The sequence below is a fragment of the Mycolicibacterium mageritense genome (assembly GCF_010727475.1).
GTDB classification, from domain to species: Bacteria; Actinomycetota; Actinomycetes; order Mycobacteriales; family Mycobacteriaceae; genus Mycobacterium; species Mycobacterium mageritense.
In genome coordinates, this window is sequence record NZ_AP022567.1 from 6,752,594 (window position 1) to 6,776,163 (window position 23,570).

General features: G+C 68.0%; 22 protein-coding genes and 1 riboswitch. Of the genes, 16 read left to right on the plus strand and 6 right to left on the minus strand.

Features of this window, described 5'->3' with window-relative positions:
- Nucleotides 1–58: 58 nt before the first annotated feature.
- Together G6N67_RS32565 and G6N67_RS32570 are read right to left on the minus strand one after the other, a co-directional pair.
- On the minus strand, nucleotides 59–805 hold the full coding sequence (locus tag G6N67_RS32565; protein WP_163642383.1) for an SDR family oxidoreductase: 747 nt from the start codon (nucleotides 803–805) through the stop codon (nucleotides 59–61).
- Nucleotides 802–1,728: an NADP-dependent oxidoreductase gene (locus G6N67_RS32570; RefSeq protein WP_036439974.1), complete on the minus strand. Its 927-nt coding sequence runs from the start codon at nucleotides 1,726–1,728 to the stop codon at nucleotides 802–804. Before G6N67_RS32570 ends, G6N67_RS32565 begins: the two co-directional genes overlap by 4 nt.
- Before the next feature lie 78 nt (nucleotides 1,729–1,806).
- Between G6N67_RS32570 and G6N67_RS32575 the strand changes: the two genes are divergently transcribed.
- Nucleotides 1,807–2,460, plus strand: a complete 654-nt coding sequence (locus tag G6N67_RS32575) for a VC0807 family protein (protein WP_230021265.1) — start codon at nucleotides 1,807–1,809, stop codon at nucleotides 2,458–2,460.
- Between the two features lie 37 nt (nucleotides 2,461–2,497).
- Complete coding sequence (gene lon / locus G6N67_RS32580; RefSeq protein ID WP_036439971.1) at nucleotides 2,498–4,819, plus strand: endopeptidase La; 2,322 nt, start codon at nucleotides 2,498–2,500, stop codon at nucleotides 4,817–4,819.
- 54 nt (nucleotides 4,820–4,873) lie between these two features.
- On the opposite strand, the gene G6N67_RS32585 is transcribed toward lon, so the two are convergent.
- Nucleotides 4,874–6,451 (minus strand): PucR family transcriptional regulator, encoded by a 1,578-nt coding sequence (locus tag G6N67_RS32585; RefSeq protein WP_235684077.1) that lies wholly within the window; start codon nucleotides 6,449–6,451, stop codon nucleotides 4,874–4,876.
- A gap of 147 nt (nucleotides 6,452–6,598) precedes the next feature.
- On the opposite strand from G6N67_RS32585, the gene G6N67_RS32590 reads away from it, so the two are divergent.
- The 14 genes from G6N67_RS32590 (at nucleotide 6,599) to G6N67_RS32655 (ending at nucleotide 20,199) form a co-directional block, all read left to right on the plus strand.
- Nucleotides 6,599–7,966 (plus strand): MFS transporter, encoded by a 1,368-nt coding sequence (locus G6N67_RS32590; RefSeq protein WP_036439967.1) that lies wholly within the window; start codon nucleotides 6,599–6,601, stop codon nucleotides 7,964–7,966.
- Between the two features lie 44 nt (nucleotides 7,967–8,010).
- The gene (gene speB, locus G6N67_RS32595; RefSeq protein ID WP_051579184.1) at nucleotides 8,011–9,042 is read left to right on the plus strand and encodes an agmatinase; all 1,032 of its coding nucleotides are present in this window, start codon (nucleotides 8,011–8,013) and stop codon (nucleotides 9,040–9,042) included.
- Between the two features lie 88 nt (nucleotides 9,043–9,130).
- Nucleotides 9,131–9,228, plus strand: a riboswitch (glycine riboswitch).
- 166 nt (nucleotides 9,229–9,394) lie between these two features.
- Complete coding sequence (gene cycA / locus G6N67_RS32600) at nucleotides 9,395–10,861, plus strand: D-serine/D-alanine/glycine transporter (protein WP_036439964.1); 1,467 nt, start codon at nucleotides 9,395–9,397, stop codon at nucleotides 10,859–10,861.
- A gap of 19 nt (nucleotides 10,862–10,880) precedes the next feature.
- The gene (locus G6N67_RS32605; RefSeq protein ID WP_036439961.1) at nucleotides 10,881–11,270 is read left to right on the plus strand and encodes a nitroreductase family deazaflavin-dependent oxidoreductase; all 390 of its coding nucleotides are present in this window, start codon (nucleotides 10,881–10,883) and stop codon (nucleotides 11,268–11,270) included.
- Complete coding sequence (locus tag G6N67_RS32610) at nucleotides 11,270–11,602, plus strand: TfoX/Sxy family protein (RefSeq protein WP_036439959.1); 333 nt, start codon at nucleotides 11,270–11,272, stop codon at nucleotides 11,600–11,602. The genes G6N67_RS32605 and G6N67_RS32610 overlap by 1 nt, the downstream gene beginning before the upstream one ends.
- Nucleotides 11,603–11,641: 39 nt before the next feature.
- A complete protein-coding gene (locus G6N67_RS32615; protein WP_036439957.1) occupies nucleotides 11,642–12,289 on the plus strand; it encodes an endonuclease in 648 nt (215 codons plus the stop codon).
- Between the two features lie 85 nt (nucleotides 12,290–12,374).
- Nucleotides 12,375–12,599 carry a hypothetical protein gene (locus tag G6N67_RS32620; protein WP_036440736.1) on the plus strand — a complete coding sequence of 75 codons (225 nt, stop codon included), beginning with the start codon at nucleotides 12,375–12,377 and terminating at the stop codon, nucleotides 12,597–12,599.
- Nucleotides 12,600–12,613: 14 nt separating this feature from the next.
- Nucleotides 12,614–13,489 carry an oxygenase MpaB family protein gene (locus G6N67_RS32625; RefSeq protein ID WP_036439953.1) on the plus strand — a complete coding sequence of 292 codons (876 nt, stop codon included), beginning with the start codon at nucleotides 12,614–12,616 and terminating at the stop codon, nucleotides 13,487–13,489.
- 6 nt (nucleotides 13,490–13,495) lie between these two features.
- On the plus strand, nucleotides 13,496–13,747 hold the full coding sequence (locus tag G6N67_RS32630) for a hypothetical protein (protein WP_036439950.1): 252 nt from the start codon (nucleotides 13,496–13,498) through the stop codon (nucleotides 13,745–13,747).
- On the plus strand, nucleotides 13,723–14,337 hold the full coding sequence (locus G6N67_RS32635; protein ID WP_051579183.1) for a hypothetical protein: 615 nt from the start codon (nucleotides 13,723–13,725) through the stop codon (nucleotides 14,335–14,337). Before G6N67_RS32630 ends, G6N67_RS32635 begins: the two co-directional genes overlap by 25 nt.
- 9 nt (nucleotides 14,338–14,346) lie before the next feature.
- Complete coding sequence (locus G6N67_RS32640) at nucleotides 14,347–15,081, plus strand: DUF72 domain-containing protein (RefSeq protein WP_036439944.1); 735 nt, start codon at nucleotides 14,347–14,349, stop codon at nucleotides 15,079–15,081.
- A gap of 6 nt (nucleotides 15,082–15,087) precedes the next feature.
- Nucleotides 15,088–16,308: an NAD(P)/FAD-dependent oxidoreductase gene (locus G6N67_RS32645; protein WP_036439941.1), complete on the plus strand. Its 1,221-nt coding sequence runs from the start codon at nucleotides 15,088–15,090 to the stop codon at nucleotides 16,306–16,308.
- Between the two features lie 106 nt (nucleotides 16,309–16,414).
- Nucleotides 16,415–17,044: a hypothetical protein gene (locus tag G6N67_RS32650; protein ID WP_036439938.1), complete on the plus strand. Its 630-nt coding sequence runs from the start codon at nucleotides 16,415–16,417 to the stop codon at nucleotides 17,042–17,044.
- The gene (locus tag G6N67_RS32655; RefSeq protein ID WP_036439935.1) at nucleotides 17,044–20,199 is read left to right on the plus strand and encodes a helicase HerA domain-containing protein; all 3,156 of its coding nucleotides are present in this window, start codon (nucleotides 17,044–17,046) and stop codon (nucleotides 20,197–20,199) included. The genes G6N67_RS32650 and G6N67_RS32655 overlap by 1 nt, the downstream gene beginning before the upstream one ends.
- Before the next feature lie 87 nt (nucleotides 20,200–20,286).
- On the opposite strand, the gene G6N67_RS32660 is transcribed toward G6N67_RS32655, so the two are convergent.
- From G6N67_RS32660 to G6N67_RS32670, 3 genes are all read right to left on the minus strand, one after another.
- A complete protein-coding gene (locus G6N67_RS32660) occupies nucleotides 20,287–21,336 on the minus strand; it encodes a substrate-binding domain-containing protein (RefSeq protein WP_036439932.1) in 1,050 nt (349 codons plus the stop codon).
- Nucleotides 21,337–21,425: 89 nt separating this feature from the next.
- Nucleotides 21,426–22,475, minus strand: a complete 1,050-nt coding sequence (gene thpA, locus G6N67_RS32665) for a sugar ABC transporter xylitol/D-threitol-binding protein ThpA (RefSeq protein WP_036439930.1) — start codon at nucleotides 22,473–22,475, stop codon at nucleotides 21,426–21,428.
- A 52-nt stretch (nucleotides 22,476–22,527) separates the two neighbouring features.
- Nucleotides 22,528–23,568: an ABC transporter permease gene (locus G6N67_RS32670; RefSeq protein ID WP_036439927.1), complete on the minus strand. Its 1,041-nt coding sequence runs from the start codon at nucleotides 23,566–23,568 to the stop codon at nucleotides 22,528–22,530.
- Nucleotides 23,569–23,570 lie beyond the last annotated feature (2 nt).

Consider the following 23,570-nt stretch of genomic DNA (forward strand, 5'->3'; position numbering starts at 1 on the left):
CCACCCACCCAGGGAGCCTGCCGTTACCCCCCGACGGCAGGCTCCCTGCTTTTCGTCGTCAGCCCTGCACCGTCGGCCGGATGGTGATGTCGCCGATCTCGACATCGTGCGGCTGAGAGATCGCGAACGCCACCGCACGTGCGACCGCGTCCGGAGGGAGACCGAATTCGTCCATGCTGGACCGGATCTGGGCCCGCGCGGCCGGATCGTCGATCGACGCGTCGAGCTCGGTCCGGACGAAACCCGGCGAGACAGAGGTGGTCCGGATGACACCGTCGGTCGACTCCTGCCGCAGTGCCTCCATGATCGTGCGCACCGCGTTCTTGGTCCCCGCGTAGACCGCCATGCCCGGCACGATCTTGAGCCCGGCGGTGGACACCGTCGTCACGAAGTGACCGCGGCCCTGCCGTCGGAACACCGGTGTGGCCGCGGCGATCCCGTGCAGTACGCCGCGCACGTTGACGTCGATCATCTCCGACCAGCCGTCCACGTCACCGTCGGCCAACGGTCCGATCTTGCTGATCCCCGCGTTGCTCACGAGCACATCGAGCCTGCCGAACTCCGAGACCGCGGTGTCGACCAGACGCTCGAGATCCGCCCGGCGGCCGACGTCCACCGAAACGGCCACCGCCGATGCCCCGGCCGCGCGGAGTTCGGCCACGATCTGATCGAGCCGCTCTGTGCGGCGGGCGCCGAGCACGACCGCGGCGCCATGGGCCGCCAGCAGCCGTGCCGTGGCTTCGCCGATCCCGCTGCTGGCACCCGTGATCGCCACCACCCGGCCCGCGAGGCCGTCCGTGGTCACGGGCGCAACACCAATTTGCCTCGGGTGTGCCGCTTTTCGAGTTCGGTGTACGCGGCCTGCACATCGTCGAGCGCGAACACCCGCGCAATGGGCACTTGCAGCTCGCCTGCCGCGACGAGACCTGCCAACTCGGCCACGATCGCGATGTCGGATCCCTCGGCATTACCCGCGGACTTGACCCCGTAGCGGTCCACCGCTGCGAAATCGATTATGGTGTCGACCCGTTCGGGTGCGACGCCGAGCTCGTCGACCGCGATCGCGACGTAGCCGCCGCCGAAGAGATCGAGGAACGCGTCGACGCGGCCGGACGGGGATGCCGCGCGCAGGCGGTCGGCCAGGCCGTCGCCGTAGTTGACGGGCGTGGCACCGTGCGCGGTCAACCAGTCGTCGTTGGCGGGCCCGGCGATGCCGAGCACCGTCGCACCGGCGCGGTGCGCCAACTGCACCGCGATGGTTCCCACACCGCCTGCCGCGCCGGCGATCGCCACCACGTCGCCGGCCCCAAGGCCGAGCGCGCGGACCGCGGCGTAGGCCGTCGTGCCTGCGACGAACAGTGATCCGGCGACCTCCCACGGCACCCCGGCCGGTTTGGCGGTGAGCTGGCCGGCGGGCACGGTGACGTATTCGGCTTGGCTGGACCGCCGTTCGGAGAATCCGATGATGTCGTCGCCGACGGCGAAACGGGTCACCCCCGCGCCGAGTTCGGCGACCGTGCCGGCAAGGTCGCTGCCCTGCCCGGACGGGAAGGTTGCCGGCCAGCGGTCATGCAACGCCCCGCGGCGGATCATCGCCTCGCCGGGATTGATGCCCGCGGCCTCGACCTTGACGAGCACCTCACCGTCGGCCGGAACGGGTCTCGGCACGTCACGTACCTGCAGGACACCGATCCCGCCGTATTCATCGAACTGGACTGCTCTACTCATAGGACCAACGACGGTGTGACGGGGCACGCTATTCCCCCTCCCAGGAACCCACCAGGTTCTCCACATACTTTGGCGGTGGTGAGCCAACCGGACCAGGCTGCATCGACACCCATTCGCCCGATCCTGCGATCGATCCTCATGGACGTCGCCCCCGCGCTGGTCGCCTACTACGGCCTGCGCGCCGCGGGACAGTCGGAGTACGTCGCACTGCTGACTGCCACTGTGCTGTCGGGCGCGAAAGTCGCCTACGACGCGGTGCGGGCCCGCCGCCTCGACCCGTTCGCGGGCTATCTCATGCTGAACTTCGGCCTGAGCCTCGCGGTGGGACTCGCGACCTCTGACGCCCGGATGCTCATGGCAGGCAACACGCTCGTCGGCGGCATCGGCGCACTGATCTTCCTCGGCAGCTGCTTCATCGGACGTCCGCTGACGCAGGTCGTCGCCGAGCGCGTGCAGCCCGCGAGCGGCCCGCTCGAGCCGGGTGAACGTGAGTTCAAACACCGCGTGCACATTCAGCTGTCAGCGATGTGGGGCATCGGGCTGCTGGTCGGCATGTTGGTCAGTTTGGCGCTCATCTTCGGCCTGTCCGTCGACGTCGCCAATGCTGTGAACACGGTGGTTTCGCTCGCGCTGACGGCCGCGCTCATGGTGGCGACGTTCATGGTGGCCAAACGGGCCAGGGCGGCGTGGGAGCACCGGGCCCAGCACGCCCGGGAACAAACCCAGGCGTGACAGAGTTGAGCGCATCAGACTGAACTTTGGAGGTTTGATGTCCGAGCCAATTTCTGTGCCGGTTTTGTTCGTGGGCGAGCCCGTCCTGCTGCCGGGCATGGTCGTGCCGATCGAGCTCGACGACGCCGCCCGCGCCGCCGTCGACGCAGCCCAGGCCAGCGAGTCCGGCAAGCTGCTGATCGCGCCGCGCCTGGATGACCGTTACCCCACGTACGGCGTGATCGCATCGATCGTGCAGGTAGGCCGCATGCCGGGCGGCACCGCGGCCGCCGTCGTCCGCGGCGAGCGGCGGGCCCACATCGGGTCCGGCACCACGGGCCCCGGCACTGCGCTGTGGGTCGAGGTCGAGGAGGTGACCGAGGTAGCGTCGAGCGACGACACCTTGGCGCTCGCGGCCGAATACAAGAAGCTGCTGCTGGCGATGCTGCAGCGCCGCGAGGCCTGGCAGATCATCGACGTGGTCAACAAGATCACCGATCCGTCGGCGTTGGCCGACACGGCCGGCTACGCGTCATACCTGACCGACGTCCAGAAGCGGCAGCTGCTGGAGACCGCCGACGTCGCCGAACGGCTGCGGGTTCTGATCGACTGGACGGGCGAGCACCTGGCCGAGGTCGAGGTCAACGACAAGATCGCCGAAGATGTCCGGTCCGGCATGGACAAGCAGCAGAAGGAATTCCTGCTGCGCCAGCAGCTGGCCGCGATCCGCAAGGAGCTCGGCGAGGGTGAACCTGAAGGGTCCGACGACTACCGGGCCCGCATCGAGGCCGCCGACCTGCCCGAGAAGGTCCGCGAGGCCGCGCTGCGCGAGGTGGGCAAGCTCGAACGCGCCAGCGAGCAGAGCCCCGAGGGCGGCTGGATCCGCACCTGGCTGGACACTGTGCTGGACCTGCCGTGGAACGTGCGCACCGAGGATTCGACCGATCTCAAGGGGTCTCGGGAGATCCTGGACGCCGACCACCACGGGCTCGACGACGTCAAGGACCGCATCGTCGAGTACCTGGCCGTGCGGGCCCGTCGCGCGCAGCGCGGAATGGCCGTCGTCGGCGGCCGCGGGTCGGGTGCGGTGATGGTGCTGGCCGGCCCACCCGGGGTCGGCAAGACGTCACTGGGTGAGTCGGTCGCCCGGGCGCTGGGCCGCAAGTTCGTGCGTGTCGCGCTGGGCGGGGTGCGCGACGAGGCTGAGATCCGTGGCCACCGGCGCACCTATGTCGGCGCGCTGCCCGGCCGGATCGTGCGGGCCATCGGCGAGGCGGGTTCGATGAATCCCGTTGTGCTGCTTGACGAGATCGACAAGGTGGGCTCGGACTACCGGGGCGACCCTTCGGCGGCGCTGCTCGAGGTGCTCGACCCGGCGCAGAACCACACGTTCCGCGACCACTACCTGGACCTGGATCTGGACCTGTCCGACGTGGTGTTCCTGGCGACGGCCAACGTCATCGAGAACATCCCCTCGGCCCTGCTCGACCGCATGGAGCTGGTGCAGATCGACGGGTACACCGAGGACGACAAGGTCGCCATCGCACGCGACTACCTGCTGCCCCGGCAGGCCGAGCGCGCGGCATTGACCTCCGACGAGGTGACGGTGACCGAGGCGGCACTGCGCAAGATCGCCGCGGACTACACCCGCGAGCCGGGTGTGCGGCAGTTCGAGCGGCTGCTGGCCAAGGCGCTGCGCAAGGTGACCACGAAGCTGGACTCCACTGAGGCCCCGATCCTGATCGATGAGCCGGATCTCGTCGAGTACCTGGGCCGTCCACGCTTCACGCCGGAATCCACCGAGCGCACCGCGGTGCCGGGCGTCGCGACCGGCCTGGCCGTCACAGGCCTCGGCGGCGACGTGCTCTACATCGAGGCCAACTCGAACGACGGCGAACCGGGTCTGCAGTTGACCGGTCAGCTGGGTGACGTCATGAAGGAGTCGGCGCAGATCGCGCTGTCCTACGTGCGGGCCCACGCGGCCGAACTGGGTGTCGACCCCAAGGCACTGGACCGCCGCATCCACGTCCACGTGCCTGCGGGCGCGGTGCCCAAGGACGGTCCGTCGGCCGGCGTCACGATGGTCACGGCACTGGTGTCGATGGCCACCGGACGGAACGTCCGCGGCGACGTCGGCATGACCGGCGAGGTCACGCTGAACGGCCGGGTGCTGCCGATCGGCGGCGTCAAGCAGAAGCTGCTCGCGGCCCAACGCGCCGGGCTGTCAACGGTGTTCATCCCGGCGCGCAACGAGCCCGATCTGGACGACGTGCCCGCAGAGGTGCTCGAAGCGCTTGAGGTCAAACCCATGACCGATGTTGCCGACATCATCGCGCAGGCGCTGGAACCGGCCGCCGCGGCGGCATCGGCTGCCGCCTAGGGCGATACACGGGCGTGCGGTGCCGGCCGGCACCGCACGCCCGTGGTGTAGGTGTCAGACGCCGGGCAGCCGCCGCGACGGACTGGTGTCACGGCTGCGCATGTCACGCTCGGCGTCCAGCAGTTCCGCGGCCCGCAGGGCCAACCACAACTCGGCCACCGAATCGGTTTCTGCCAGATCACGTTTGGTGATCTCCTCGACCCGCCGCATTCGATAGATGACCGTTTGCCGGTGCACGTGCAGCGCTTGCGCGGTCCGCTGCCACGATCTGCGGTTGCGCAGAAACGCGTCGAGGGTTTCGACGAGGCTGGCATTCTGCCTGCCGTCGTACTCCTGCAGCGGCCGCAGGACGCGGTCGACCAGGGCCTGTGCGTCGCCCACGCTCGACAGGCCCAGCCAGGACTGCGCACTGCCGTACCTCGACACCGGGACACCGCGCCGCTTGGCAAGCGAAAACGCCCAGGACGCTTCGCGAATCGACTCTTGGAAGCGGTTGATCGAGTCAAGGCGTTGGCTGACCCCGATGCGTGCCGTCGGACCCAGCGCGCGCGCCAGCACATCGTCGAACGGCGTACCGTCGAGCGCCACCGCGTAGAGGATCCCCTCACGCGTCGTACACAGGTACGGGATGGAATGGCGCCACAGCGCGTTGTGGACGTGCGACACCGGATCGTCCTCGGCGCTGTGCGCGACGATCACCACCGCCGCCGCGGGATCCAGTCCGACATCGGCCAGTTGGGCGGCCGCCGCAGGCCCGTCGACGCGGCTCTCCAGCAACCGGTCGAGGAATACCGAGCCCTGACGGCGCCCGTGCTCCAGCACGAGCTGTGTCTGGGAGAGCTCGAGGCTGACGACGGTGGCCGCGTGTTGCAGCTGGATCGGGTCGACCCGCCTGCCTTCGGGCGTGACCGCGACCAGTGCCGCGCTCGGATGACGCTGAATGTCGGTGAGCAGGGCCGTCTTTCCGGCGACAGCCGGCAGCCCGAACGCTCCCGCGGCGACGTTGGTGAGGCTCTCGGACAGGTCGGCGACCGCTGCCTTGGTGACCGGATCGAGGCCCGCGGTGTCGGGGAACCAGGGCTCACCGCTGTGCCGGTCGCAGACATGCAACTCACAGCCGAGTTCACGTTCGAGGGCGCCGAACAGATCGGCGGACGTGGTGGCGCGCGCGATGTGCCGGCGAACCAGGTCGTAGATCCGCACCGTGCGGGTGAGGCGGCTGGATTGGTCGAGCAGCGTCGCCTCGGCCACGGCCCGCGAGATGGCCACGAACGGCAGCGGATACCGGATGTTGAGCAGCGGCAGACCGAGACGGTCGCAGGTGGCCGTCAACTCATCGGTGAGGGCCGGGCAATACATCTTCTCGCCGATCGCCAGCCCGGACACCCCCGCGTCGTTCAACCGTTCGACCAGCCGGGCCTGCGCGTCGGCGTGGGCGGGAAACGACAGGCCGTTGGTCATCAGGAGCTCGCCGCCCGTGACCCACCGCCACGGTTCGGGCAGGTCGGAGGTGTGCGTCCAGCTGATCTCACGGCCGAGCCCCGCTGTCCCGGCCAGAACTTCCAGGCCGAGGTGGGGCACGTCCGCCAGCTCTCCGACGGTGATTGCGATGGCGACTCCTCGATGCGGCACGGTTGGCCGCTGCCGTGGTTTATACGATCGCTCAAACCATAGGTCGTCATTTTGCGCATCGTCTACTCGCGCCGGCGCCGCAAGCGCCGCCATGCTGTGTCTCGGCTCACAACGTCCCTTCGCGAGCCCCGTCACGCAGGAGCTTCCATGTCCCAAGCCGGCCACCTCATCGACGATGCGCCGCTCACCGCCTTCCACAAGAAACTGACCCTGTTCTCGTCGGGCGGGCCCTTCATCGACGGGTACGCGCTGTCGATCATCGGCGTCGCGCTCATCACGCTCGAACCCGCCATGAACCTGTCGGCGACCGAGATCGGTCTCGTCGGTGCGGCCAGCCTCGTCGGGATCTTCGTGGGCGGCGGCGTGTTCGGGTATGTCACCGACAAGGTCGGCCGGCACCTCATGTACATCGCCGACCTGATCGCGCTCGCCGTGTTCTCCATCCTCTCGGCGTTCGCCGCGGAAGCCTGGCAACTCATCGTGCTGCGTTTCCTGCTCGGCGTCGCGATCGGCGCCGACTACCCCATCGCCACATCACTGCTGGCCGAGTTCCTGCCGAAGAAACACCGCGGCAGGCTCCTCGGCGCGATGTTCGTCGTATGGGCGGTGGGGGCGGCGGCCGCCTACGTCGTGGGTTTCCTGTTGCGGGACTTCGGCCCCGACGCGTGGCGGCTGCTGCTGGCCAGCCCGGCCGTGTTCGCCGTCATCACGTTGCTGGCGCGGATGGGGACGCCCGAATCGCCGCGCTGGCTGTTGAGCAAGGGGCGCGTGGCCGAGGCCGACGCCGCGATCAAACAGGCCTTCGGCCCTCGGTTCGGAGTTGCCGACCTGGACGACAGCGACGGGCAGACGGCCCGAACCACGTCGTTCACACAGGTTTTCAAACGTCCCTGCCTCAATCGCACCATCTTCGTCGCGGTGTTCTGGACAGCTCAGGTGATACCGCTCTTCGCGGTGTACACATTTGCGCCCGACCTGTTGGCGTCCTTCGGCCTCGAGGGCGACGCCAATCTGTACGGTGGATCGCTTTTGATCTCACTGCTGTTCGTGGTCGGCGGAATCCCGGGGTTGTATCTGGTCGAGCGGATCGGCAGGCGGGCCTTGCTGATCGGATCCTTCGCCGTGATCGCCGTGGCCCTCGCCATCCCGGCTCTCATCCCGGGGATTCCCCCGATCGTGTTCTTCCTCGCCCTGGCCGTGTACGCAGTGGCTTCGGGTGGGTCGAGCTTTCTCGAGATCGTCTACCCGAACGAGCTTTTCCCGACGGAGGTGCGGGCGACCGCTGTCGGCGTCGGGACCGCGGTGAGCCGTATCGGCTCCGCGGGTGGCACGTACCTGATGCCGCTGGCCCTGACCGCGCTCGGCGCCGGAGGTGCGCTCGGAGTCGGCGCCGCAGTCACCGCCGTCGGGTTGGTCGTGGCGATCTTCATGGCCCCCGAGACCCGCGGCGTCGCACTGTCCGAGAGTGCGGGCTCGGCCGACACCGCGGCCGGCGAACAGCTGCCCGCGTCCTGATCCCTCCCCTACCCACCTTCGATCGACCGAAAGACAGGAAACCAGTGAGCATTCGACCGACCCCTGCCCCCGTCGACGCGAGCACCGGCCTCGTCGGGGCGGTTCCCGCCACCGAGGTACCCCGCTACGCGGGCAAGGCCACGTTTGCGCGTATCGCCGACATCCACGAGGTGAGCGACTACGACATCGCGATCCTGGGTGTGCCGTTCGACGGTGGCACCTCCTACCGGCCGGGTGCCAGGTTCGGGCCCCTCGCGGTGCGGCAGGCGGCCCGTACCATCCGCCCGGGGTATCACGTCGAACTCGGGGTCGCACCGTTGCAGACCGTCCAGGTCGTCGACGCGGGCGATGTCGCGGTCACGCCGTACGACATCGCCGCCGCGTGCCGGCAGATCCAGGGCCACACCGCCGAAGTGCTCGGCCACCGCGACCGGCGCATCGTGGCGATCGGCGGCGACCACACGATCGCGCTGCCGAATCTGCGTGCGCTGCATGCCAAGTACGGGCCGGTGGCACTCGTGCACTTCGATGCCCACCTCGACACGTGGGACACGTACTTCAACGCGCCGGTCACGCACGGAACGATCTTCCGCCGGGCATTCGAGGAGGGCTTGCTGATCGAAGACCACTCGATCCATGTGGGCATCCGCGGCCCGATCTACGACCAACTCGACCTGCGCAACGACGCCGACATGGGCTTCAAGATCATCCGCGCGGGTGACCTGGACACGATGGGCACTGACGCCGCAGTGGACATCGTTCAGCGGCGCGTCGGTGACATGCCGGTGTACCTGTCGATCGACATCGATGTGCTCGACCCGGCATTCGCGCCCGGCACCGGCACACCCGAAGCCGGCGGTTTCACGTCCCGCGAACTGCTGCGCATGCTGCGCAAGCTACGCGGCCTGAACATCGTCGGCGCCGACGTGGTCGAGGTCGCCCCGGCCTACGACCATGCCGAGATCACCTCCGTGGCCGCGGCGACCATCGTGTTCGACCTCGTGTCGTTGATGGTTGCCGACCGGGCCGAAGCGGCGCAACCGCGTGCGGATCGCGCCGCGATCGCCCAGTCCTGACGGGGGGACGTGCGCAATCCAGGTTCGGCTGCTAACGTGACGCGCGGCACACTTCCGAACGGGAGTGGCCGACAACTCAAAACGCCGTTGAGTCGCAGCGGGAGAGCCCCGTCGCATCCAGTCGACGGGCGCCGCAGGAGCAACTCCTCCCAGGAATCTCTCAGGCACCGGTACCGCCGCGACTAGGCACCTCTGGAAAGCAGTCGACGTCAAGTCGGCTCACCGAAGGGGCAAGCGCACCGTCACGAGACCACTCGGCGACGGTGCGTGAAAACTCTCAGGTCCAATCGACAGAGTGGGGAGGCGCCCGCAGCCCGCGCTCTCCACCGCGCCTGAGATCCTTGAGGTTGTTATGACCCAATCCAATGACCTGACCGCTGCTTCAGCGGACTCGACACCCCCGTCCGGCGAGGAAAAGCACCTCTCCCGGCAGCTCGCCAACCGGCACATTCAGCTGATCGCGATCGGCGGCGCAATCGGCACCGGACTCTTCATGGGCTCGGGCAAGACGATCTCACTCGCCGGCCCCTCGGTGATCTTCGTGTACATGATCATCGGCTTCATGCTGTTCTTCGTGATGCGGGCGATGGGCGAATTGTTGTTGTCCAACCTGCATTACAAGTCGTTCGCCGATTTCGCCGCCGACCTGCTCGGACCATGGGCCGGGTTCTTCACCGGCTGGACCTATTGGTTCTGCTGGATCGTGACCGGGGTCGCCGACGTCGTCGCGATCTCCGGCTACGTGCACTACTGGTGGGGCGGCCTGCCCTTGTGGATTCCCGCGCTGGCCACCGTGGTACTGCTGATCACGCTGAACCTGCCCACTGTGAAGGCTTTCGGCGAAACCGAGTTCTGGTTCGCGCTCATCAAGATCGTCGCGATCGTGGCACTCATCGTGGTGGGCCTGGTGATGGTGCTCAACCACTTCGAGTCCCCCAACGGCGCCCAGGCCAGTTTCGCGAACCTGTGGAACGACGGCGGCTTCTTCCCCACGGGCATCATGGGATTCGTCGCGGGCTTCCAGATCGCGACGTTCGCGTTCGTCGGTATCGAGCTGGTCGGCACCACCGCAGCCGAGGCCAAGAACCCGGAGACCAACCTCCCCAAGGCCATCAACTCCATCCCGGTCCGCGTGATGTTGTTCTACGTGGTGGCCCTGGCAGTGATCATCATGGTGACGCCGTGGCGCGAAATCAGTGCCGACAACAGTCCTTTCGTGGCCATGTTCAGCCTTGCCGGGCTCGGGATCGCGGCGTCGGTGGTCAACTTCGTCGTGTTGACCTCGGCAGCCTCTTCGGCGAACTCCGGCATCTACTCGACCTCGCGCATGGTTTACGGCCTGGCCCAGGAGGGCGACGCACCCAGCCGGTTCGGCAAGCTCACGTCGCGTCGGGTGCCCGCCAACGCCCTGTTCCTGTCGGGGGTGTTCCTGCTCGCCGGTGTGGTCATGGTGGTGGTCGGCGACTCCATCATCGAGGCGTTCACGATCGTCACGACCATCTCGTCGCTGTGCTTCATGTTCGTCTGGACGATCATCCTCAGCAGCTACATCGTCTACCGCAAGCGCCGGCCGGAGCTGCACGAGGCGTCGAAGTTCAAGATGCCCGGCGGTATCGCGATGTGCTACGTCGTCCTCGCGTTCTTCGTGTTCCTGGTCTGGGCCTTCACCCAGAAGGCCGACACCCTGCACGCGCTGCTGGTCACCCCGGTGTGGTTCGCGGTGCTCGGGATCGCGTGGCTGATCCTGCGGCGCCGGCCGGGTCACCTGGCCCGTGAAGCCGCGTTCCGTGCCGATCTGGAGTCGACGGATTCCGACTGACACTCGGTAAGGTGACGCCATGGTCGACTTCGGGGATCTGAAGCGGCGCATCGTGCACGGCACGCAGCGCCGGCTGGTCAATCCGATCGGCAGGCAACTGCCCGTCACGATGTTGGAGACCACGGGCCGCAAGTCAGGGCAACCGCGCCATACCGCGGTCGGCGGCCGCGTGGTCGACAACCAGTTCTGGATGGTCTCCGAGCACGGCGACCGCTCGCACTATGTACTCAACATCAAGGCCAATCCGGCTGTGCGAGTGCGGATCAACGGCAAATGGCGCACGGGCGTGGCACATCTGCTGCCGGACGACGACCCGGTGGCGCGGCTCAAGGAGTTGCCCGCGCTCAACAGCGCAGTGGTGCGCGCCGTGGGCAGCGATCTGCTGACCATCCGGGTCGACCTCGACTGATGGCGTACGACCCGGACCTGGTGGAGCGCATTCGTGAGCTCACGGCGTCCGACCGCGGAATCGACGAGAAGCGGATGTTCGGCGGCGTGGCCTTCCTGGTCAACGGCAACATGTCGGTGGCCGCGAGCCGCGACGGCGGCCTGATGGTCCGCGTTCCGCGTGAGGACACCGACGCGCTGCTGCGCCGCGACCACGTCGAGCCGATGATCATGGGTGGCCGGGAGATGCGGGGCTGGCTGCGGGTCGCCCCGGCCGGCGTGAAATCCAAGCGGCAGCTGCAGAGCTGGGTCGATCGCGGCGTCACCTACGCCAAAGGGCTGCCGCCGAAGTAGGCCGGGTTTCCGATCTGCGTCACCGGGTATGCGCAGGTCATGTCGAAGGAAGACCTGGTCTCCCGACTCCTGGATGCGGCGGGCATGACGTACGCCACGGAAGCCGGGATCCACCTCAAGGACAAGCCGATGCCGCTGTTCGAACTGCTGACGCTGTGCATGCTCGCCAGCAAGCCGATCGACGCGGGCATCGCGACGCAGGCCGCACGCGAACTGTTCCGCTGCGGCTGGCGGACGCCGCAGGCGGCGCTGGATGCTGAGCGCCGGGACGTGATCCGCGCGTTCGGCCGGGCCCACTACGCCCGCTACGACGAGAGCTCCGCGACCAGGCTGGTGGCGATCGCGACCGCGGTGCGCGACGAGTATCACGGCGACCTGCGGCAGCTGGCCCGCCGGAGCGAGCACGACCGCGGGGCGGCGAAGCGACTGTTGATGCGGTTCAAGGGAATCGGCAGTACCGGTGCGGACATCTTCCTGCGAGAGGTGCAGGACACCTGGACGTGGGTGCGACCGCACTTCGATGATCGGGCGCTGGGCATGGCACGTGAGCTCGGGCTGCCCGATGCGCCTGACCGGCTCGCCGCACTGGCACCACACGACGCCGCGCGGCTGGCGGCCGCCCTGGTGCGCACCGCACTCGATGACGATCTGCGCGACGAACTGAAGCGGCAGCCCGCATCCGCGTAGCGCCAATCTCGCGGAACTGCCCCGGACAACGCAGAATCACCATTAACATATGGGCGGCCTGGCAACGACCGTGGGGGTGGCGCACGTGCTGACCGCAGTACGCAAGATCCTGGCATTCCAGATGACCGTGGCCGAATGGATCGGCACCGCGATCATCCTGGCAGTGCCCTACCTGGTCATCGGTCTGGTGTGGTCACTGACCCACACGGGCCATCTGCGGGGCATGCACGGCGTCGACGCGGTCGTGTCGTTTCTCGGCTCGACCGTGTCGTGGCCGGTCCTGCTGTTCACCAACGTCTGCATGAGCTGAAGGGATAGGCACGGATGCCGGTCGGGGACAACAACGGCGCCACCCGGATCTCGGTCACCAGACGAACCGCGCGATGGGACGACACCCCCGTCACGGTCGCCGACGCGATGGACTTCTGGGCTTTCGCGGCCGGGGCCGCCAACGTCATCATGCAGCTGTCCCGGCCCGGCGTCGGCTACGGCGTCGTGGAAAGCAAGGTCGATTCGGGCAACCTGCTCAAGCATCCGTGGAAGCGGGCACGCACCACGTTCAGCTATCTCGCGGTGGCCATCCTCGGCAAGCCCGCAGACCGCGCTGCGTTTCGCGACGCCGTCGACGGCGCGCACCGCCAGGTCCGATCGGGGCCTGCAAGTCCCGTGCGGTACAACGCCTTCGACCGCGATCTGCAACTGTGGGTCGCGGCCTGCCTCTATGTCGGCCTCGAGGACACCTACCAACTGCTGCGCGGTGAGCTGACCGCCGAGCAGGCCGAGACGTTCTACCGGTCCGGGGCGACGCTGGGCACCACGCTGCAGGTCAGCCCCGACCAGTGGCCCGCCACGCGCGCCGAATTCGGCGTCTACTGGGACGACGCCTGTAGGCAGATCGAGATCGACGACGTGGTCGGCCGCTACCTGCGCGACCTGGTGGACCTCAAGATGGTGAATCCTCTACTGCGGCTGCCGTTCCGGCCGCTGCTGCGGTTCCTCACCGCGGGGTTCCTGGCCCCGGTCTTCCGTGAGGCACTCGGCGTCGGCTGGAGCCGCGGCCGGCAACGGCTGTTCGAGTGGCTGTTCCTGCTCGTGGCGTTCGGGAACCGGTTCCTGCCGGTGTTCGTCCGCCAGGGTGGCAGCTACCTGCTGCTGGCCGATGTGCGCAGGCGGGCCCGGACCGGCCGGGCACTGATCTGAGCCGCCGTGCGCCGCATACTCAGCAGGCAGGTCAGCGTCGCCGGCCTGCTCGAATTCCTGTTGTGGCTCGCGATCCCGTATCTGGCCATCGGGCTGGCCTGGACGTTCTTCCACCCCGAGCAGGTTCAGCTCATCGAAACCGAACTGCTGACAACGCTTCCCGCGGGGGCCAACCTGGTGGCGTTCGGCGAGGTGACGCTGCTGTGGCCACTCCTGCTCGGCGGCGGCGACATATGCGTGGTCACACCGGTTGGCTAAGGTCGTGCACCGTGAGAGGTAGCGCGGTTCTCGTGGCGGCGGCGGCACTGCTGGCAGCGGGGTGCTCGACATCCGGGACGGTCGTCAACACCGGCGAGACGCCGCAATCCGTCGCGACCACCACGACGGCGCCGCCGCCGCAATTCGGCACGGCGCACCTCGTCGATCCCAACGGCTACATCGCGCAGGTCGACGGGCGCACCGGCTACTACTTCAGCACGCCGAGCGGCCGCTGGCACTGCGCGATCCTGCCGCGCGACAAGGCGGGGTGTCAGTTGGCCGGCGGACTGTCGTCCGGCATCGGCATCACCGGTGCACCTGAGGAGGTACCGGACGGAGCGGGCGGCACCACGACGCCCAACGCGCTCGCGGTCGACCGCGAACACGACGCGGCGTTCGTCGCGCTGACCACCCCCGAGTTCTCCCTGCCCGCCGCCAACGTCCTGCCGTTCGGCAAAGTGCTTGCGGTAGCGGGGTTTCGGTGCAACGTGCAGGAAGAAGCCGGTGTGTCCTGCGTGCGGGAACTGACTGGCAAAGGTTTCACGTTCTCGGCGGACGGCTTCACACCGCAGTACACCGACGTCCCCTAACGTGGATGGATGATCCGGATCGGTACGTCGGGATGGTCGTACGACCACTGGGCCGACGTGCTGTACCCGCCAGGCACGCCTGCGGCGGCGCGGCTGGGCCGCTACGCCGAGGAATTCGACACCGTCGAACTCAACGCGAGCTTCTACCGCTGGCCCCGCGACACCACGTTTGCCGGGTGGAACCGCCGCCTGCCCAGCGGGTTCACCATGTCCGTCAAGGCGCACCGAGGTCTCACCCACTATCGCCGGCTGCGCTCGCCCAAGCCGTGGATCGAGCGGTTCGACCGCTGCTGGACAGCGCTGGGCGACCGCGCCGAAGCCCTGCTGGTGCAAACCCATCCGGCGCTCGAACGCGACGACGACCTGCTCGCGGATTTCCTGTCGCAACTGCCGCGGCGCATACCTGCCGCGATCGAACTGCGCCACCCGTCCTGGCACGTGCCCGACGTCTTCCGGTTGCTGCGTCACCACCACGCGGCCTACGTCGTGATGAGCGGCCCCGGCCTGCCGTGTGAGCCGCAGGCAACCGCGGAACTGGTCTATGTCCGGCTGCACGGACCCGCCGAGGCCACGATGTACGCCGGCTCCTATCCCGACGACCAGCTGCGACAGTGGGCGGAGCGGATCAGCCGCTGGGACGACGACGGGCACCGCGTCGTCGTGTACTTCAACAACGATCTCGGCGGTCACGCGGTGCGCAATGCGCGAACCCTCAAGCGGCTGCTCGCGGCGGGAGTACGCTGATGTGGCATGACCGAATCGTCTTCAATCGTCATCATCGGCGGCGGACTTGCCGGAGCGAAGGCCGCTGAAGCATTGCGGGACAACGACTTTGATGGTCGTGTTGTGTTGTTCGGCGCCGAGGAGCACCTGCCCTACGAACGGCCGCCACTGTCCAAGGAATATCTGGCAGGCAAGAAATCCCTCGATGACTTCACCGTCGATGCCGCGGCCTGGTACCGCGATCACCACGTCGACCTGCGCTTGGGCACCGAGGTCACCGCGATAATTCCGGGCGATCACACCGTGACGCTGCCCGACGGCAGCACCGAGCGCTACGACAAGCTGCTGCTGGCCACCGGGTCGGCGTCGCGCCGCCCGCCCATCCCCGGCTCCGACGCGGACGGCGTCCACTACCTGCGCACCATCGATGATGCCGGGGAGCTCAACTCGGTGCTGAACGAGGGCGCGACGCTGGTGATCGTCGGCGCGGGGTGGATCGGGCTCGAAGTGGCCGCATCGGCCCGCCAGCGCGGTGTCGCCGTCACCGTCGTGGAAGCCGCCCGCATGCCGTTGCTGGCCGCGCTGGGCGCCGAGGTCGGCGAGGTGTTCGCCGAGCTGCACCGCGAACACGGAGTCGATCTTCGGCTCGGCCAGTCGGTCGAGGAGATCACGGTCACCGACGGCAAGGCCACGGGGCTGCGCCTGGGTGACGGCTCGACCGTGCCCTCAGATGCCGTGCTGATCGCCGTCGGTGCGAAACCGAACATCGAACTGGCCGAGCAGGCCGGGCTCGAGCTCGCGGGCGGCGGCATCGCGGTCGACGCATCCCTGCGCACCAGTGACCCCGACATCTACGCCGTGGGCGACATCGCCACGGCGCACAACCCGCTGTTCGGCACCGCCATCCGCACCGAGCACTGGGCCAACGCGCTCAAGCAGCCTGCCGCGGCAGTGGCCGGAATGCTCGGTCGCAGCGCCGAGTACGACGAGCTGCCCTACTTCTTCACCGACCAGTACGACCTCGGCATGGAGTACGTCGGACACGCCCCGGAGTACGCGCAGGTGGTGTTCCGCGGCAACACCGCCAAGCGCGAGTTCGTGGCATTCTGGCTGGCCGAGGACAACCGCGTGCTGGCCGGGATGAACGTCAACGTGTGGGACGTCCTCGATGACGTCAAGGCGCTGATCCGGGCGCAGCGGCCGGTGGATCCGCAGCGTCTCGCCGACCCAGAACAGCCACTGGCGTAACGGTCGCCGTCACCGCGCCGCTGTAACGTGCAGGGTGCGCCAGGGTGTCCGGGCGCGCCGCGCTGATGTGCGGTCGAACCGACTGCGGCAGAAAGGTTGAGCCTCGGTGAGCGTCACGCCCGACGAGTTGACCGGCACTGAGCAGGCGGTACTGCTGGTGTTGATGGCCGAATCCCGGCCTGTGCCCAATCCCGAACTCGAGCGGCTCGGCCCCAAGCTCGACAAACCGGGCCGCGACCGGCTCAACCGGTTGGGTCTGGTCGAGACGACGCCTGGCCGCCCGCTCGTGCACGAACTGACCGATTCGGGTTGGGCCGTGTGTCGCGAGCTGTTCGGCGCCCCGACGCCGCCGCGAACCACCGGGCAGGGCAAGGCGCTCTACACACTGCTGAAGGCGTTGCGGCGGCATTTCGACCGCGCCGACCTGGTGCCGGCCGACGTGTTCCTGCCACCCGGCCCGGCCACCGCCGCCGAGTCCGCTCCCGAGGACCAGGTCCGCGCGGCCTACCACCGCCTGAGTGCGAAACCCGGCGGCTGGGTGGGCCTGGCCCGGTTGCGCGACGAAGTGCCCGGCCTGGCCCGCGCCGAAGTCGACGCCGCACTGGTCAACCTGTACCGCCAGCCAGGGGTCAGCCTGATCCCCGAGGAGAATCAGAAAGTGCTCACCGACGCCGACCGGGCAGCCGCCGTGGAAATCGGCGACCAGAACAAACACCTGATCGCGATCGAGTCCTGATGGAATTGCAACAGCGAGAAGCGCTCAGCGCGCTGCGACTGACCTGGGCGCCGACGGCCGATGACCTGTGGCATTCGCAAGGTGCGCTGCACGTCAGCGGTCTGCACGAACGGCCGATCGCCGACGTGCTCGCCGCCTTCGGCGATGCCGAACGCGAACCCGATTCGAGCCCGCTCGGCGTCGTGGTGCGCGGGCCCGCCGGTTCGGGCAAGACGCATCTGCTCGGCCAGGTGCGTGAGCAGGTGCAGACCTCGGGCGGCTTCTTCTTCCTCGTCGAACTGCTCGACGCCACCAGCTTCTGGCAGTCCGCACGCGCGGGCATCCTCGAAAGCCTCGGCCGGCCCGGCGCGGAACGCGAGACCCAGCTCAAGGATCTGTTGTGGGAGCTGTCGTCGGTCGCCCACATCTCACGGGCCAACCGCCGCGCGGTGATCGGTGACGACGAGATCACGCCCGAAATCCTCAGCGACTTCGTCAACGCGCTGCACAAGGCGCGCCGCGAGACCGTGCGGCGTGCGCATCACACGTTGCGGGCCCTGGTGCTGCTGGCCGCGATGGATCTCGAACTGCAGGACATCGGCGAGGCGTTCCTCACCGCGAGTGCCACCGACGACGCCGACCGCGACGAGCGCAACGCGTGGGGATTGCCCGCGCCGAGCCTGAGCCCGCAGGAATCGGTGCGCGACATCTCCCGGCTCATCGCGCTGGCCGGGCCGTCGGTGCTGGCGCTCGACCAGATCGACACGCTGCTCGCGCAGTCGTCCGACCGCACCGACAGCGACCGGGCCGGCGATACTGCGGCGCCGGGCAACCACGACCTGGAACACGTCGCACACGGCCTGATGTCGATCCGCCAGACCATGCGCCGCACGGTGGGCGTGGTCGCCTGCCTGCCCGCTGCGTGGGAGGCCATCCAGGAGCGGGCGACCGCGACCGTGCAGGACCGGTTCCGCACCACCGCGCTGCTGCAAGGGCTGCCGACTCCCGACATCGGCCGCGCGATCCTGGAACGCCGGTTCACCGCGAGCTACCGGGCCGTCGGCTTCACCGCGCCGTATCCGAGCTGGCCCATCCTGCCCGCGGCGTTCGACGAGGCCACGCAGTACACACCGCGCCAGCTGCTCAAGCGGGCCGACGCCCACGTCCGCCGCTGCCTCGAACGCGACACCGTCGAGGAGCTCGCGCGGCTCACCGGCGAGGTGGCCGAAACTCACGACGAGGTCTCCGAGGACTCCCCGCGTGGTGACACCGGTGAACTCGACCGCAGGTTCGCCGAATACCGGCGCCGGGCCGTGACACTGGCCGCGCTGGATCCCGACGGCGAGGACACCACGATGCCGGGCCTGCTGTCGGCCGCGCTGGAGGCCTGGATCACCGAACGCGGTGAATCCGAGCAATCCTTCCGGCCCGACCCGCCACCCGGTTCGCGCGTGGTGCTGCACGCGCGGCTACGCCAGACGCTCGACGCGGCCACCGACGACGAGCGGCACTGGGCGTTCCGGGCGATCGCCTCGGGAAATGCCGTCGCGGTCCAGAACCGGATCCGGAAAGCTTTGGAGGCAACGGGTTTCAACCCGCAGCGGCGACAGCTGTTCCTGCTGCGCAACTCCCGCTGGCCCAGCGGCGCCAAGACCGCGGCCCTGCTCGACGAGTTCGAAGCCGCCGGTGGACAGGTGCTGCCGCTGAGCGACGACGACTTGCGCACCATGACGGCGCTGCGCGACCTGATCGACGACAATCACGCGGACCTGCCCGAGTGGCTCCGCACGCGCCGCCCGGCGCACGGCATCACGGTGCTGCGCTCGGCGCTCGGCGACGAGGCGGGTGACGCCCCGGAGCCGCTGCCCGCGGCCCAGGCCCCGGAGCCGGCCGAGCTGCCGGTCGCGGAACCCGTCGAAGCGTTCGAGCACTCCCCCACGGCGGTGACGCTCGGAGTCGATGTCGTGGGGCGCAAGCCCATATCGGTCGACCTGGCCGCGCTGCGCAAGCACACCGCGATATTCGCCGGCTCGGGCTCGGGCAAGACCGTGCTGATCCGTCGGCTCGTCGAAGAGTGTGCGCTGCGCGGCGTGTCGTCGATCGTGTTGGACCCCAACAACGATCTGTCCCGGCTGGGCAGCCCGTGGCCAGAATCACCACCCGGCTGGAATCCCGCCGACGACGAGCGTGCCGACGACTACTTCACCAACACCGAAGTGGTGGTGTGGACGCCGCGCCGGTCGACGGGCCGGCCCCTGTCCTTCCAGCCGCTGCCGGACTTCGCGAGCGTCATCGACGATGACGACGAGTTCTCCGATGCCGTCGAATCCGCGGTGGCCGCGCTCGAGCCGCGAGCCCTGATCTCCGGAAACACCGCCAAGGCCAATCGATCCCGCGCGGTGCTGCGCGAGGCGCTGCGGTACTACGGCAGGCACCGGTCGGTCACCTTGAGCGGATTCATCGACCTGCTCGCCGACCTGCCGCCCGACGTCAGCGGGTTGACCGGGGCCAACGCCCTGGCGGCCGAACTCGGGCAGAACCTGCGCGCCGCGATCGTCAACGACCCGCTGTTCGGTGGCGCGGGCGCCGCGGCGGATCCGGGTGCGCTGCTGACCCCGTCCCCCGGTTATCGCGCAAGGGTTTCGGTGATCAGCATGGTCGGGCTGACCAACGAGCAGCAGCGCGAGGGCTTCGTCAACCAGTTGCAGATGGCGTTGTTCGCCTGGATCAAACGCAATCCCGCGGGCGACCGGCCGCTCGGCGGGCTGCTGGTGATGGACGAGGCACAGAACTTCGCGCCGTCGACCCACACCACGGCCTGCACGCACAGCACGCTGGCGTTGTCGTCACAGGCCCGCAAGTACGGGCTGGGCCTGGTCTTCGCGACCCAGGCGCCGCGCGGCCTGCACAATCACATCCCCGGCAACGCCACCACACAGTTCTACGGTCTGCTGAACTCCCCCACCCAGATCGCGGTGGCCAGGGAGATGGCGCGGGTCAAGGGCGGGTTGGTGCCCGACATCAGCAAGCTACGGTCGGGCGACTTCTATCTGGCCTTGGAGGGCAACGCCTTTCACAAGGTCAAGACGCCGTGGTGCCTGTCGTATCATCCGCCGAGCCCGCCGACCACCGACGAGGTGCTCCAACTGGCGCAGCGGGAGCTCGCCGCGCGCTAGGGATCACCGGACACGAGTGTGGGCCTCGTGCACGCGAATCTTCGAAAAAGCGTGCAGGAGGCCCACAGTCGTCCGTGCGGCGAAGGCTCAGGGCTGTTTCTGCCCCGGGATGCCCTCGTAGGCGATGTCGCCGGTCTTGAGGTTCTGATTGGTCAGCTCGACCAGCCCGTCGAGGAACTTCTGCCGGTCGGTGACCACGTGAGCCAGCGCCACGTCGACGTTGTCCTTGGTGATGGCGGGCATGACATACACCGGATCGGTGTCGACCTGCTCACCCTTGACCAGGGCGTTGGCCACCGCGAGGCCCGCCGACAGTTCGACCGTGCCGTTCTGCAGTGAGGTGCCGATGAATTCGCCGCTCTTGACGGCGTTGAGGCCGTCCTCGATACCGTCGATCCCGACGATCGGGACGCCGGCCCGGCCCGCCTCCTTGAGCGCCTGCAGCGCACCCAGACCCATGTCGTCGTTCTGCGACACCACGCCGTCGATCTGATTGCCGAAGCTGGAGATCCAGTTCTTCATCTTGTTGACGGCCTCGTCGCGCTTCCAGTTCGCGGTGTCCTTGGCCAGCACCTTGATGCCCGGGTACTTCGCGAGCACCTGGTCGATACCCTTGCCGCGGTTGATCTCTCCGGAACCACCGAGCGGGCCCTGCAGGATCACGATGTTGCCCTTGCCGCCCAGCTTGTCGGCCATCATCTGCATTTCCTGCGCACCCGCGGCGACGTCGTCCGGTTGGACGTTACCCGCCAGCTCGGTGCTCTCCAGTTCGGCGTTGACCGCGAGCAGCGGGATGTTCTTGGACTTGGCCGACGCGACCTGCGGACCGAGCGAATCCGCCTGCACCGGAACCACGATGATGGCGTCCACACCCTGGTTGATCAACGAGTCGACCTGGCTGGCCTGGGTCGACACGTCGTTGTTGGCCGAGTTCCACACCAGCTCGATGTTGTTGGCCTTGGCGTAGGCCTCCATGCCCTCCTTGCCCGCGGTGATGAACGAACTCATGTCGTACACCGTGACCCCGATGCGGGAGGTGTCGCTGTTGGCGTTGGGATCACCGGCGCCGCACGCGGTCATGCCGAACCCCAGTGCGCCCGCCGCGGTGATCGCGGCGACCTTGGTCAGTAGTCTCATGTGCTTCTTTCGTTTTCATGGCGAGCAGACGCGTAGGTACCCGGGAACGCGCTTTCCGGGGTACTTACACGTCTGCTCGCCGGGGACGGTTAGGGCTGCTTCTGGCCGGGGATGCCCTCGTAGGCGATGTCGCCGGTTTCGAGGTTCTTCTTGGTCAGCTCGGACAATCCGTCGAGGAACTTCTGCCGCTCGGTGACCACGTGCTCGATCGCGACGTCGACGTTTTCCTTGGTGATGGCGGGCATGATGTACACGGGATCGGTGTTGACCTTCTCGCCCTTCGCGAGCGCATTGGCCACCGCGAGGCCCGCCGACAGTTCCACGGTGCCGTTCTGCAGTGAGGTGCCGATGAATTCACCGCTCTTGACGGCGTTGAGGCCGTCCTCGATACCGTCGATGCCCACGATCGGCACGCCGTTGCGGCCCGATTCCTTGAGCGCCTGCAGCGCGCCGAGCCCCATGTCGTCGTTCTGGGCGACCACGCCGTTGATCTGCGGCCCGAAGCCCGAGATCCAGTTCTTCATCTTGTTGACGGCCTCGTCGCGCTTCCAGTTCGCGGTGTCCTTGGCCAGCACCTTGATGTCGGGGTACTTGGCCAGGGTCTGCTCGATGCCCTTGCTGCGGTCGAGTTCACCGGACTGGCCGAGCGGGCCCTGCAGGATCACGATGTTGCCCTTGCCGCCCAGCTTGTCGGCCATCATCTGCATCTCCTGCGCACCCGCGGCCACATCGTCGGGCTGGACGTTACCCGCGATGTCCTTGCTGTCGAGCGCGGCGTTGACGGGAACGAGCGGGATGCCCTTCGCCTTGGCGGAGGCGACCTGCGGCCCGAGCGAATCCGCCTGCACCGGAACCACGATGATGGCGTCCACGCCCTGGTTGATCAGCGAGTCGACCTGGTTGGCCTGCGTGGACACATCGAGATTGGCTGAGTTCCACACCAATTCGATGTTGTTGTCCTTGGCGTAGGCCTCCATGCCCTCCTTGCCCGCGGTGATGAACGAACTCATGTCGTACACCGATACGCCGATGCGCGTGGTGTCCTTGTTGGCGTTGGGGTCACCCGCCCCGCACGCCGTCAGCCCGAGGCCGACGGCTGCCGCCGAGGCGATCGCGAACACCGTTGTTCCCAGTCTCATGTGCCTTCTCTTTCGTTGGTGTTGTGGTTGCGGTGCAGTCACGTTCGTGTCGTCAAGTCCTGCGCCGCGACGACCACACGTCGACGGCGACGGCGGCCACGATCAGCACGCCCTTGATGACGTCCTGCCAGTAGGCCGGCACCACGAGGATGTCCAGGCCGTTGTTGAGCGTCTGAATCATCAGCAGGCCCAACGCTGTCCCCCAGATCGTGCCGCGCCCGCCCATCAGGCTCGCGCCGCCGATCACGACTGCCGCGATGGCGTCGAGCTCGTAGCCCTGCCCCAGGTTCGGCGGTCCCGAGATGACGCGGGAGGCCAGCATCACCCCGGACAGGCCGGCCAAGAGCCCGGAGAACGCGTACACGCTGAACAACACGTTCTTGGCGTTGATACCGGCGATCTCGGCCGCGTTGCGGTTGCCGCCGACCGCGTACACGCGCATGCCGTAGGTGGTGCGCTTCATGATGACGGCCAGCGCGATGATGCCGACGATCATCAGCAGCACCGGGATCTGCAGGCCCAGGATCTTGGTGTTGGCGATCGAACCGAATTCCGCAGGCAGCCCGTTGATCGGCGCGCCTCCACCGATCACATACGCCATACCCGAACCCGCCGTGAGCGTGCCCAACGTCGCGATGAACGGGGGAACGTTGATGCGCGACACCAGGAATCCGTTGATGCAGCCCACGGCCAGCCCCACGAGCATGGCCACCAGCACCGTCATCCACACCTGGCCGGGATTGGCCTTGGCGGTGGCGGCGCCCGCCATCGCCGACACCGCGATCACGCTGCCCACTGAAAGGTCGATGCCGCCCGTGAGGATCACCAATGTCTGGCCCAGTGCGATCAGCGCGAACGGTGCCGCCGCGACCAGGATCGTGATGAGGTTGTCCGGAGTGGCGAAACGCGCACTGCGGTAACTGAAGTACGCGATGACCAGCAGCATCACGATCACCATGGAGTAGCGCACGGCGATGCCGCCGAGCCACTCGCGGGAGAACAGCCGTACGGGCTCGCCCGTCGTCGGCGACGCGACCGTGGCTGCGCCGGACGAATCCGGCGCCGCGCCGTCGGGTTTGAGTTCTGTTGACACGA